The sequence below is a fragment of the Xanthomonas sp. SHU 166 genome, from assembly GCF_000364685.1.
GTDB lineage: Bacteria > Pseudomonadota > Gammaproteobacteria > Xanthomonadales > Xanthomonadaceae > Xanthomonas_A > Xanthomonas_A sontii.
In genome coordinates this window covers 1-12,251 of the sequence record NZ_AQOJ01000534.1, presented here as the reverse complement: position 1 = coordinate 12,251, position 12,251 = coordinate 1, and the positions used below count along the sequence as shown (strand labels likewise).

At 68.4% G+C, this 12,251-nt stretch carries 8 protein-coding genes; 4 read left to right on the top strand and 4 right to left on the bottom strand.

Going from position 1 to position 12,251, the window contains the following annotated elements; all coding sequences use genetic code 11:
- Positions 1–222 precede the first annotated feature (222 nt).
- Positions 223–2,304, top strand: a complete 2,082-nt coding sequence (locus D180_RS13790; protein ID WP_017913258.1) for a carbon starvation CstA family protein — start codon at positions 223–225, stop codon at positions 2,302–2,304.
- Positions 2,304–2,528 carry a CstA-like transporter-associated (seleno)protein gene (locus D180_RS13785; RefSeq protein WP_017909376.1) on the top strand — a complete coding sequence of 75 codons (225 nt, stop codon included), beginning with the start codon at positions 2,304–2,306 and terminating at the stop codon, positions 2,526–2,528. Before D180_RS13790 ends, D180_RS13785 begins: the two co-directional genes overlap by 1 nt.
- A 261-nt stretch (positions 2,529–2,789) precedes the next feature.
- Here D180_RS13785 and D180_RS13780 read toward each other — a convergent pair whose 3' ends face one another.
- On the bottom strand, positions 2,790–3,476 hold the full coding sequence (locus tag D180_RS13780) for an HAD family hydrolase (RefSeq protein WP_017913257.1): 687 nt from the start codon (positions 3,474–3,476) through the stop codon (positions 2,790–2,792).
- A gap of 350 nt (positions 3,477–3,826) precedes the next feature.
- Between D180_RS13780 and D180_RS13775 the strand changes: the two genes are divergently transcribed.
- Together D180_RS13775 and D180_RS13770 are read left to right on the top strand one after the other, a co-directional pair.
- Positions 3,827–4,594 carry an ankyrin repeat domain-containing protein gene (locus tag D180_RS13775; RefSeq protein WP_017913256.1) on the top strand — a complete coding sequence of 256 codons (768 nt, stop codon included), beginning with the start codon at positions 3,827–3,829 and terminating at the stop codon, positions 4,592–4,594.
- 34 nt (positions 4,595–4,628) lie between these two features.
- Positions 4,629–5,837: an XVIPCD domain-containing protein gene (locus D180_RS13770; RefSeq protein ID WP_017913255.1), complete on the top strand. Its 1,209-nt coding sequence runs from the start codon at positions 4,629–4,631 to the stop codon at positions 5,835–5,837.
- A 202-nt stretch (positions 5,838–6,039) separates the two neighbouring features.
- On the opposite strand, the gene D180_RS13765 is transcribed toward D180_RS13770, so the two are convergent.
- The 3 genes from D180_RS13765 to D180_RS13755 form a co-directional block, all read right to left on the bottom strand.
- On the bottom strand, positions 6,040–7,284 hold the full coding sequence (locus tag D180_RS13765) for a DUF819 family protein (protein WP_017913254.1): 1,245 nt from the start codon (positions 7,282–7,284) through the stop codon (positions 6,040–6,042).
- Between the two features lie 329 nt (positions 7,285–7,613).
- Complete coding sequence (locus tag D180_RS13760; RefSeq protein ID WP_017913253.1) at positions 7,614–9,683, bottom strand: S9 family peptidase; 2,070 nt, start codon at positions 9,681–9,683, stop codon at positions 7,614–7,616.
- 471 nt (positions 9,684–10,154) lie between these two features.
- Positions 10,155–12,113, bottom strand: coding sequence for an oligopeptide transporter, OPT family (locus D180_RS13755; protein WP_017913252.1), 1,959 nt, complete (start codon positions 12,111–12,113; stop codon positions 10,155–10,157).
- Positions 12,114–12,251: the final 138 nt, after the last annotated feature.

Genomic DNA, 12,251 nt, shown 5'->3' with positions numbered 1-12,251 from the left:
CCTCGCGCACAGGCTGGCTTCGCGAGGGCTTCGCACCCGTACCCTCATCCCAACCCCTCTCCCGGGGGGAGAGGGACTCGCGCGCTGCGCCGTCCGTCCCCGCTACACCGTTCGTCACAAGGACTGTCTACGACCAAAGTACTAGCCCCTCGGCCCTCCTCGCCATTGACCCCCCAGGCCATCGGGGCGACCCTTGCGGCAATCTCCGGGGGAGCGTTCTGCATGAAAGGGTTTTCCAAGCTGGCCTGGGCCGCACTCGCCATCCTGGCGGCGTTCTGCCTCGGCACCATCGCCCTGCGCCGCGGCGAACACATCAATGCGCTGTGGATCGTGGTGGCCGCGGTGTCGATCTACCTGATCGCCTACCGCTTCTACAGCCTGTTCATCGCCGACAAGGTGATGCAGCTCGATCCCACCCGGGCCACGCCGGCGGTGCTCAACAACGACGGCCTGGACTACGTGCCGACCAACAAGCACGTGCTGTTCGGCCACCACTTCGCCGCCATCGCCGGCGCCGGACCGCTGGTCGGGCCGGTGCTGGCCGCGCAGATGGGCTACCTGCCCGGCCTGCTGTGGCTGGTGGTCGGCGTGGTGGTCGCCGGCGCGGTGCAGGACTTCATGGTGCTGTTCCTGTCCAGCCGCCGCAACGGCCGCTCGCTCGGCGACCTGGTCCGCGAGGAAATGGGTCAGGTGCCCGGCACCATCGCCCTGTTCGGCGCCTTCCTGATCATGATCATCATCCTGGCGGTGCTGGCGATGGTGGTGGTCAAGGCGCTGGCGGAAAGCCCCTGGGGCATGTTCACGGTGATCGCGACCATGCCCATCGCGATCCTGATGGGCGTGTACATGCGCTACATCCGCCCTGGCAAGATCGGCGAGATCTCGGTGGTGGGGCTGATCCTGCTGCTGGCGGCGATCTGGTTCGGCGGCAAGGTCGCCGCCGATCCCACCTGGGGCCCGGCCTTCACCTTCACCGGAACGCAGATCACCTGGATGCTGATCGGCTACGGCTTCGTCGCCTCGGTGCTGCCGGTGTGGCTGCTGCTGGCACCGCGCGACTACCTGTCCACCTTCCTCAAGATCGGCACCATCATCGCCCTGGCGATCGGCATCCTGGTGGTGATGCCGGAGCTGAAGATGCCGGCGCTCACGCAGTTCGCCGCCAGCGGCGACGGCCCGGTGTGGAAGGGCGGCCTGTTCCCGTTCCTGTTCATCACCATCGCCTGCGGCGCGGTGTCCGGCTTCCATGCGCTGATCTCCTCGGGCACCACGCCCAAGCTGCTCGCCAACGAGTCGCACATGCGCTACATCGGCTACGGCGGCATGCTGATGGAATCGTTCGTGGCGGTGATGGCGCTGGTGGCGGCCTCGATCATCGACCCGGGCGTGTACTTCGCGATGAACAGCCCGGCCGCGGTGATCGGTGCCGACGTCGCCGCCGCCGCGCACCACATCAGCACCACCTGGGGCTTCGCCATCACCCCGGAGCAACTGACCGCCACCGCGGCGGCGATCGGCGAACCCACCATCCTGCATCGCGCCGGCGGCGCGCCGACGCTGGCGGTGGGCATCGCGCAGATCCTGCACCAGGCCATCCCCAACAGCAGCGACGCGATGATGGCCTTCTGGTACCACTTCGCGATCCTGTTCGAGGCGCTGTTCATCCTCACCGCGGTGGACGCCGGCACCCGCGCCGGACGCTTCATGCTGCAGGACCTGCTCGGCAACTTCATCCCGGCGTTGAAGAAGACCGAGTCGTGGACCGCCAACATCATCGGCACCGCCGGCTGCGTGGCGCTGTGGGGCTACCTGCTGTACACCGGCGTGGTCGATCCGTTCGGCGGCATCCAGACGCTGTGGCCGCTGTTCGGCATCTCCAACCAGATGCTGGCCGGCATCGCGCTGATGCTGGGCACCGTGGTGCTGTTCAAGATGAAGCGCGACCGCTACGCGTGGGTGACCGCGGTGCCGGCGGCATGGCTGCTGATCTGCACCACCTACGCCGGCCTGATCAAGATCTTCGACCGCAACCCGTCGCAGGGCTTCATGGCGCAGGCGCAAAAGTTCCAGGACGCCATCGCCAGCGGCACCATCACCGCACCGGCCAAGTCGGTGGCGCAGATGCAGCAGATCGTCACCAATGCCTACGTCAACACCGGGCTGACCGTGCTGTTCCTGTGCGTGGTGTTCGCGGTGCTGGTCTACGCGATCAAGACCATTCTTGCCGCGCGCCGCAACCCGCAGCGCAGCGACCGCGAGACCGCGTATGTGGCCCTGCAGCCGCACCAGATGGCGGACCTGTAATGGCCGGCGCCCTGGTTCCGGTCGGGCAGTACCAGGCGCACCGCCGGCTATGGCGGCGCCTGGTACAGACCGCGCGGCTATGCTGCGGCATTCCCGACTACGACAACTACGTGCGGCACATGCTGGAAAAGCATCCGGACCGCGAGCCGATGGACTACAAGACCTTCTTCCGCGAGCGCCAGGAGGCGCGGTACGGTGGCAAGAGCGGGTTTCGCTGTTGTTGAAAGTCGGGGATTGGGGAGTCGGGATTGGGGATTGGTGGTGGGCGCCTGAAGGCATTCGGCGAACGCGGCGGTGATCGTGACGAAACTGCGGCGATGCTTGCAATGAGCATCGCCGCTTGGCTGTTGTAGGAACGGCTTCAGCCGCGACGCATTACCGACAAGGCATCGCGGCTGAAGCCGCTCTTACAGAGAAGCACGCGGATGCCATGCACTCGCGGAGCCGCTCCCATTCCCGAATCCCGATTCCCCAATCCCGGCTCTTCATGCCGCCGCGGCGCGCACCAGTTCCGCATAGGTCTGCGGCAGTTCGCGCATGTGTTCCATCACCGCGGCCACGCCGAGCTGGCGCAGGGTCGCGGCGTGCCCGGCGGGAATGTGCGCGGCGCCGGTAAAGCCGATCACGGTCATGCCCGCGGCCAGCGCGGCGCTGGCACCGGTGACGCTGTCCTCGATCACCAGGCAGCGTTCCGGCGCCACCTCCAGCGTGCGCGCGGCCAGCAGATACACGTCCGGCGCGGGCTTGGGCCGCGCCACCATGTCGGCGCTGAAGATGCGTTCGCCGACACGCTCATGTAGACCGGCGCGCGCCACCGAGGCGACCACGCTCTCGCGCATGCTGTTGGAGGCGACCGCCAGCGGCAGCGGCAACGCCAGCAAGGCCTCGCGCACGCCGTCGATCGGCTGCACCTCGGCGGCAATCAACGCCTCCGAGCGTGTGCGGATCTCCTGGCACAGGCCCGGCGGCAGCGCCAGCGCGTACTGCCGTTGCACGCGCTGCACGATTTCCTGTGCGGTGAGGCCGAAGCTGCCCGCGATAAAGCGTTCCAGGTCGGCACGCGGCACATAGGCGCCCAGCGCGTCGAGCATCACCCGGTCGGCCAGCACTTCGCTGTCGACGAGCACGCCGTCGCAATCGCTGATCAACAGGTCGAAGGGGGTCGCCGTCATCGCGCGCTCCTTTGGGAAAACGTCCATTATGCCGCTGCGCACATGTCCCTCGCCTGTGCGGCGCCTGCAGTCGCGGCAGCGCGGCCAATCCCATGCGCACGCGCTGCACGCGCCTGCGGCACTGCCTGTCCGCCCTGCCCGCTCGCGGCAGCAATCGCGTCTCGGCGATATCCCGGCCGCCAAGCGTTTGTTTCCGGTTAAACGATGGACCGCCTGGCGGGACGCCACCAGCGATTCGCAGACTGCGTCACAAAACTGGCACAACACCACTGCGATCCGCTGCTAGCATCGGCAACGGCGCCAGGACGTGCGCCGTCATCCCAGGACCGCGAACAGGAAAGGAGCCTTGCATGCGTACGCCCGTCCCCGCCCTGATCGCACTCGCGACCTCGCTGTTCTTCTCGGTCAGTTGCGCCGCACAGTCCGGCGCCAAGGAGCATTCCGCCATGTCAGCCTCGCTGCAGGATCATTCGGTCGCGTTCCGCGACCCCGCACTCGCCGACATCGCCGCCGCCATCGCGCGCGGCGACGTCGCCCGCATCGCCGCCCTGGCGCCCAGCACGGACCTGTCCGCGCACGGCGACCAGAACGTCACCCTGCTCGAATGGGCCATCTGGAACGAACAGCCGCGCGCGCTGGCGGCGCTGCTCGACGCCGGTGCCGACCCGTCGCTGCCGGGCATGGATCAGGAAACCGTGGTGCACATGGCCGCCATGGCCAAGGATCCGCAATACCTGGAGATCCTGCTGCAGCACGGCGCCCCGGTCGATCCGGTGAGTGCGCGCGCGAACTGGACGCCGCTGTTCCGCGCCGTGCAGAGCAAGCGCGACGCGCAGATCGAGATGCTGCTCAAGGCCGGCGCCGATCCGAAGCGGGTCGACGCCACCGGCAACTCGTTGCTGCACCTGGCCGCGCAGAGCAGCGCCGGCAATCCGTGGGTGCCCAGGCTGCTGCAGGCCGGGGTCGATCCGAGCCTGCGCAACGCCCAGGGCAAGACCTTCCAGGCGTACTTCTTCAACACGCCTGAGCGCCTGCTCAACGCCAACGCGCAGCAGGTCCGCAACGACGTGCGCGCCTGGCTGAGCGCCCACGCCATCCCGTTGGAAGCGAGCCGCTGACGCGGTCGGTCGCCACATTCGCACGGAGCCGCGCATGAACCAGAACGAGCTTTCCCCGTCCGATCCGTCCACCTCCTTCTCCGACGCCGTCCGCGGCCAGCAGCCGCAGGCCGTGGACCGGCAACTGCCGCCACTGCTGCAGGACCTCTACCACACCGCGGCCGAACGCCGCGTCGGCGGCGCCGAGACCTTCGCCGCGCTGCCCGACGGCTGGTCGCGCATGGACGACGCCGCGCTGCAGCGCGCCGGCATCGATCCCAGCCTGCAGCACGACGCCAAGAGCGGCTTCGATGCCGCGTTCTACCGCAACCCGCAGGGCAACGTGGTGCTGGGCTTCTGCGGCACCGACGAACTGAAGGACTGGAAACACAACCTCGGCCAGGGCCTGGGCTTTTCCGACTCACAGTACGCCTCGGCGATCCAGCTCGGCAGCCAGGCCAAGCAGGCCTTCGGCGACAACCTGCTGATCTCCGGGCACTCGCTGGGCGGCGGCCTGGCCGCGGCCTCGTCGATGGTCAACGACGTGCCGGCGGTGACCTTCAACGCCGCCGGGGTCAACAACAAGACGCTCGAGCGCGAAGGGCTGGATGCCGACGCGGCCAAGGCCTATGCCGCCGACGGGCTGATCCGCGGCTATCACGTCAAGAACGAACTGCTGACCTACCTGCAGGAAGACAACCTGCTGACCCGCGGCCTGATGCCCGACGCCGCCGGCCACCAGATCCAGCTGCCGGAACCGGACCCGCTGTCGTTCGGCCAGCGCCTGATCCCCGGGATGATGCTCAAGCATCGCCTGGACCTGCACGGCATCGATTCGGTGATGAAGGCCGAGGACCTGGCGCAGAACCAGAGCCAGGGTCAGGTCCAGAGCCAGGGGCAATCCGGTTCGCTGTCGACCGGCAGCCGCCTGTTCAACGACGCGGTGGTGCAGTTGGACGGCCAGCGCGACCGGCTCGGCCTGCACGACGACGCAGCCTTCCTCAACACCGCCGCCAGCGTCGCCGCGCGCGCCGGCCAGGACGGCCTGCAGCGCATCGACCAGGTGCTGCCCAGCCGCGATGGCGACCGACTGTTCGCGGTCCAGGGGCAACCGGAGAACCCGGCGCACCTGCGCAGCCAGGTCCAGACCGCGGCCGCGGCCCACGAGCCGTCGCAGGCCAACGTCGGCCAGTTGCAGCAACAGAACCTGCAGGCGCCGCCACAGCAGCAGGAAGAACGGCAGCGCAGCGTGGCGATGCAGTAGTCGCCGCCTGCGACTGCATCACGGCAGGCGTCCACGCCGACGCCTGCCGTGGCGTCCACCACCCAGACCAGCGGTTTCGCAGGCACACCGCTGGACGCAGCGCCCCAGATCCACGCCCGCGATGTACGGCGGCAGTCCCAGCGCCGGCCCCTACATCGCGCTGCCGCACGCGAACAGGCTGCGGCGGTCACGCCGCCGCGACTCAGCCAGCGCCGGCCATCGCGCGCAGGGTGATGCCGACCAGATAGGCCAGGTACGTGCCGGTGGCGTAGCCCATCGTGCCCAGCAGCACGCCGACCGGGGCCAGCGCCGGATGGAACGCGGCCGCCACCACCGGCGCCGAGGCCGGGCCGCCGACGTTGCTCTGCGAGCCGATCGCGAAGTAGAAGAACGGCACCCGCAGCAGCTTGCCCAGCGCCAGCAGCAGCAGGACGTGCACGATGAGCCAGATCAGGCCGAGCGCGAAGATCCAGGGCCGGTCGAACAGCGCCAGCAGATCCATCTGCATGCCGATGCAGGCGATCAGGAAATACAGCAGCAGCGTGCCGATGCGCGAGGCGCCGGCGCCCTCGAGCGTGCGCGCGCGGGTGAAGCTGAGCAGCAGGCCGAAGGTGGTCGCCAGCACCACCACCCACACGAACGGCGAGCCGAGGCTGAACTGCTTGGCCCAACTCACGTTCGCGTCGAACCACGCCGCCGTGGGAGTGGCGATCGCATGCGCCAGGCCGACCGCGCCGAAGGCCACGCCGACGATCAGCATCAGGTCGGTGAGGCTGGCGACGCGCTCGTGCTGGGCCTGAAAGTGGGCGATGCGCTGCTTGAGGTCGTCGATGCCGCGGGTGTCGGCGCCCGTGCGCGCATCGATCGCCGGCGCACGTTGCGCAAAGAAGATCAGCAGCGCCATCCACACGTAGCCGACGCCGACGTCGACCACCGCGAACTGGCCGAAGGTGGTGGCATCGACCTGGAACACTTCGCGCATCGCCAGCATGTTGGCGCCGCCGCCGATCCAACTGCCGGCCAATGCGGCCATGCCGGCCCAGGTGTCGCCGGCCACGGTCACCGGATGCAGCCACTTCATCACCTGGAACGCGACCACCGCGCCGAGCATGATGCTCAAGGACGCGCCCAGGTACATCGCCACCAGCTTCGGCCCCAGCCGCAGGATGCCCTTGAGATCGATGGTGAGGGTGAGCAGCACCAGCGCCGCCGGCAGCAGCACGTCGCGCGCGACCGGGTTGTAGAGCGAATTGTGCTGGCCGTCGATCAGCCCGACGGTGTTGTAGATGCCCGGAATCAGATAGCACAGCAACAGCGCCGGCACGAAGCCGTAGAAGCGCTTCCAGACTCCCGACGGCCGCGCTGCGGTCCAGAACACCGCACCCAGGGTGGCGGCGATCAGGCCGAAGATGACGATGTCGTTGGTGATCAGGGGCGTCGAGGGCATCGGGCTGTGGGGCGGGGATTCGGGAGTGGGGATTCGGGATTCGTGCGCCGCGGTTGGAGGTTTGGAGGTGTCAACAAAGATCGAAAGAGAGCAACAAGCCGCGGGTGAATTCGCAGGAGCGATGCGCTGCAAGCGCCCTGTTGTTTTTGTGGGAGGGGCTTCAGCGCCGACGCTTTAGCGGTAAGGCGTCGGGGCTGAAGCCCCTCCCACAAGGGCCATCGGATTACCGGGATCGCGGGAAAATCCCGAATCCCGAATCCCGAATCCCGAATCCCGGGACCTGGGCCGTATCCCAGAAGGGGCCCGGAAAACCCAGGCCCCAGGTCCCCTCACTGCCCGATATGCTGCTTCAGCCAGCCATTGACCGTGTCGTGCCAGAGGATGCTGTTCTGCGGCTTCAGCACCCAGTGGTTCTCGTCCGGGAAGTACAGGAACTTGGACTCGATGCCCTTGCGCTGCAGCGCGCCGAACGCGGCCAGGCCCTGCTCCATCGGGATGCGGAAATCCTGCTGGCCATGGATCACCAGCATCGGCACCTTCCACTTGTCCACGTGCAGGATCGGGTTGAACTTCTCGTAGCCGGCCGGGTTCTGCCACGGCGTGCCACCGTTCTCCCACTCGCTGAACCACAGCTCCTCGGTGGCATAGCCCATCATGCGGTTGTCGAACACGCCGTCGTGGTCGACCAGGCACTTCCACGGCTTGTTCCAGTTGCCGGCCATCCAATAGACCATGTAGCCGCCGTAGCTGGCGCCGAGCGCGCAGGCCTTGTCGCCATTGAGGAAGCCGTACTGCTTCTGCGCCGCGTCCCAGCCCTTCTGCAGGTCTTCCAGCGGGCGGTCGCCCCAGTGCTGGCTGATCGCATCGGTAAAGGCCTGGCCGTAGCCGGTGGAACCGTGGAAGTCGATCATCACCACCGCGTAGCCCTGCCCCGCATAGGTCTGCGGATTCCAGCGGTAGCTCCAGCCGTTGCCGAAGCTGCCTTGCGGGCCGCCGTGGATCAGGAACGCCACCGGATAGGTCTTGCCTTCCTGGTAGTTGTACGGCTTGACCACATAGCCGTGCACGGTGTCGTTGTTCCAGCCCTTGAACGAGAACTGCTCGTAGTCGCCAAACTTCACGTCCGGTAGCAGTTCGCTGGCGCTGGGGGTGATGGCGCGCGGCTGCTGGCCGTCGGCATCGGCGACCATGATCTGGTCGCCGCTCTTGAGGCTGTTGCGGGTGAAGGCCAGGGTGTTGCCGGCCAGGACCGGTGAGCCGACGCTGCCGTCGGCCGCCACGGTGCGGACCTTGCCATCGGCCACGTCCACCGCGAACAGCGGGTGCTGGCCCATGTCGTCGGCGGTGGTGTAGACGGTCTTGCCGTCGGCCGAGAGCACGATCTCGCCAGCGGAGCGATCCCACTGCGGGGCGATCTCGCGGGTCTTGCCGCTGGCCACGTCCATCGCCATCAGGCCGAAGCGGTCGGCCTCGAAGCCGGGGCGCTTCATCGCGCGGTAGAACAGCGTCTTGCCGTCGGCGGAGAACACCGGGCCGGCGTCCCAGGCCGGGTTGGACGCGGTCAGGTTGACCGGCGCGGCCTTGCCGGCGGAGTCCAGCCGGTACAGGTCGAAGTTGGTCGACCACGGTTCCTCGCGGCCGGCCACGCGCACGCTGGCGACCAGCGACTGCCCGTCCGGCGCCCAGGTGTAGTCCTCGCTGCCGCCGAACGGCTTGGAGGGGATGTCGCCGGCCAGGGTCACGCTGACCGCCGAGGCGCCGGCCACCGGCTTGGCCTTGGCGCCGGCCGGCAGCGGCGCGACGAACAGGCTGTTGCGGCGACCGTCGTTCCAGGTATCCCAGTGGCGCACGAACAACTGGTCAAACACCACGCCGGTGGCCTTGGACTGCTTCTTGGCGTCCAGGCGCTTCTGCGTGCAGGCCAGGTCCGAGCCGCAGTCCTGGAACACGCCGGCGCTGAAGGCCACGCGGTCGCCCTGCGGGGCGATGCGGTAGCTGTCCACGTCCAGCGCGAAATCGGTGAGCTGGCGCGGCGCGCCGCCGGCCAGCGGCAGCGCGTACAGCTGCTGGCGGCCGGACTTGGCGCTGAGGAAGTACACGGTCTTGCCGTCGGCCGACAGCTCCGGCGAATTGACGTTCCAGCCTTCCGGGGTCAGCCGCTTCGGCGGCGCCGCATCGCGGGTGCGCAGGTCGCGCAGCCACAGGCTGGTGCTGGATTTCTCCAGCGCCTTGTCCATCTGCCGCTTGGCGAAGATCACCGTGCCGCCATCGGGCGTCAGCAGCGGCGAGGACACCCGGTCCAGCGCGACCATGTCGCGAACTTCGAAACCGCGGGTGGCGGCCAGCGCGGGCAGCGCGGTCAGCAGGGCCAGGGGCAGCAAGGCGTAGCGCAGGGTCATCGGGCGTCTCCGGAACACGGCAAAACGTCGATGGTAGGGGCCGCGGTGGGCGTGGCGCAAAGGACTGAAGTCATGGGAAGGCTGGGAATGGGGAATCGGGAATCGGGATTGGGAAGCGCGGGGCGCTGGCTCGGCTGGGGCTACGAAGATCCGCACTGACCCGGTTTCGGATAGCAAGCGAACCGTGGCCATACCGCGGCCGGATGCGCGTGGTGGATCGGGAGGGGCCGCGAGGCACTGATACGGCGAAGTGCAGCAGGCCGGTGCCGAAGCTGGCCTTGGTGGTGAGGCGGACCGCGGGAGGCGCACGCGGGCGGGGCAAGATTCGGTCTTTGCGACCCACGCGGCGCGGAGCAGCCAGCGAGAAGCTGATGGGATCGGGACGTGCGGCGCGCGGGCCCGGCCGGAAAAAGCGAAGCCCGGCGCGGGGCCGGGCTTCGGATGTTGCGTTGCGGGAGGCGGTTGCGCCGGTTACGTGCGCGGCGCGGCCGCGGCTTCGCCCTTGCGGCCGGTGCGGTACAGCAGCCAGCCGACGAAGGCCAGCAGCGCCAGGCCGTACCACTGATTGAGGTGGAATGCTTCCGGCAGCGCCAGCACGTCGGCGCGGCCCGAGGCCACGATCGGCACCGCGATCGCGATGCCCATCAACGCCTCGCCGGTGATCAGGCCCGCGGCGAACAGCGTGCCCGGGCGGTGCACGCGATCGCGGCCCTCTTCGTCATCGGCGCGGATCTTGTGGAAGCGCTCGACCAGGTGGGTCAGCAGGCCGCCGAGGAAGATCGGCACCATCAGCTCCAGCGGCAGGTAAATGCCGATCGCCGCGGCCAGCACCGGCACGCGGAAGCGCTTGCCGGTCTTCTTCAGCCACTCGTCCAGGGCGATGATCGCCGCGCCAACGCCGGCGCCGATGGCGATCATGGTCCACGGCAACTCGCCGCCGAACAGGCCCTTGGCCACCGACGCCATCAGCGTGGCTTGCGGCGCCGCCAGCGCATTGGGATGCTGCGGCGTGGCTGCGCCGATGCCATAGGCCTGGGCCAGCAGATTCAGCACCGGCGCCATGATCAACGCGCAAGAGAACGCACCGATCGCCAGCATCAGCTGCTGCTTCCACGGCGTGGCGCCGACCAGGTAGCCGGCCTTCAGATCCTGCAGGTTGTCGCCGCCCACTGCGGCGGCGCAGCACACCACCGCGCCGATCATGATCGCGGCGACCGCGCCGATCGGCGAATCGCGCCCGAGCAGCAGCACCAGCACCGCCGAGGCGAACAGGATGGTGGAGATGGTGATGCCGGAGACCGGGTTGTTCGACGAGCCGATCAGGCCGGCCAGGTAGCCGGACACCGAGACGAACAGGAAGCCGGCGACGATCATGATGAGGGTCATCGGCACGCTGACGTGCCACTGGCCGACGATGGCCTGGTACAGGCCCAGCAGCGGCAGCGTGCACAGCAGCAGCGCCACCAGCATCCACTTCATCGGCAAGTCGCGATCGGTCTCGGCCACCGCGGCGCCGCCGGTGCTCTTGCGCGCCGCGGCGAAGCCGCTCTTGACGCCCGACAGCAGCGACTTGCGCAGCGAGAACAGCGTCCACACGCCGCCGATCAGCATCGCGCCCACGCCCAGATAGCGCACCTTGGCCGCCCAGATGCCGAACGCGGCTTCGGCCGCCGGCGCGTTGGCCAGGCTCTGCGCCAGCGCCGGGTCGGAGCCCATGAAGAACTGCTGGTAGAGCGGGATGGCCAGGTGCCAGGACAGGATCGAGCCGGACAGCACCACGATGCCGACGTTGAGCCCGACGATATAGCCCACGCCCAGCAGCGCCGGCGACAGATTGGTGCCCACGTAGCCGACCATCTTGCTGCTGCCGACGTACGCAGCCTGCGCCCAGGTATCCGGAATCACCTTCAGGCCGCTGGCCGCGCCGAGCTTGACCAGCCCGCCGATCGCCGCCGACAGGCCCAGGATCTTCAGCCCCGGCCCGGGATTCTCACCGGCCTTGAGCACTTCCGCGGCGGCCTTGCCCTCCGGGAACGGCAGCGGATCCTCGACGATCATCGAGCGCCGCAGCGGCACCGAGAACAGCACCCCGAGCAGGCCGCCCATGCCGGCGATGCCGAGCACCCACCAGTACTTGAAGTCCGGCCAGTAGCCCATGATCACCAGCGCCGGAATGGTGAAGATCACCCCCGCCGCGATCGAGGAACCGGCCGAGGCGCCGGTCTGCACGATGTTGTTCTCGAGGATGGAGCCGCCGCCGAGCAGGCGCAGCACCCCCATCGACACCACCGCCGCCGGAATCGCGGTGGCGATGGTCAGGCCGGCGAACAGACCGAGGTAGGCATTGGCGGCGGACAGCACCACGGCCAGCACGATCGCCAGCACCACGGCACGGAACGTGAGCTGGCGCGGCGCGGCAGCGTTGTTCATGGTTACCCCTGAAACGACAAAAACGCTTTGCACGCTAGCGTCTGGGGCCGGGCAAGTCCAGCATCGCGATGCCCAGCTTGTGGCACATGCCTGGGGGCGGGGATTGGGAATTTGGGATTGCAGAGGCTGAGGCAGCTA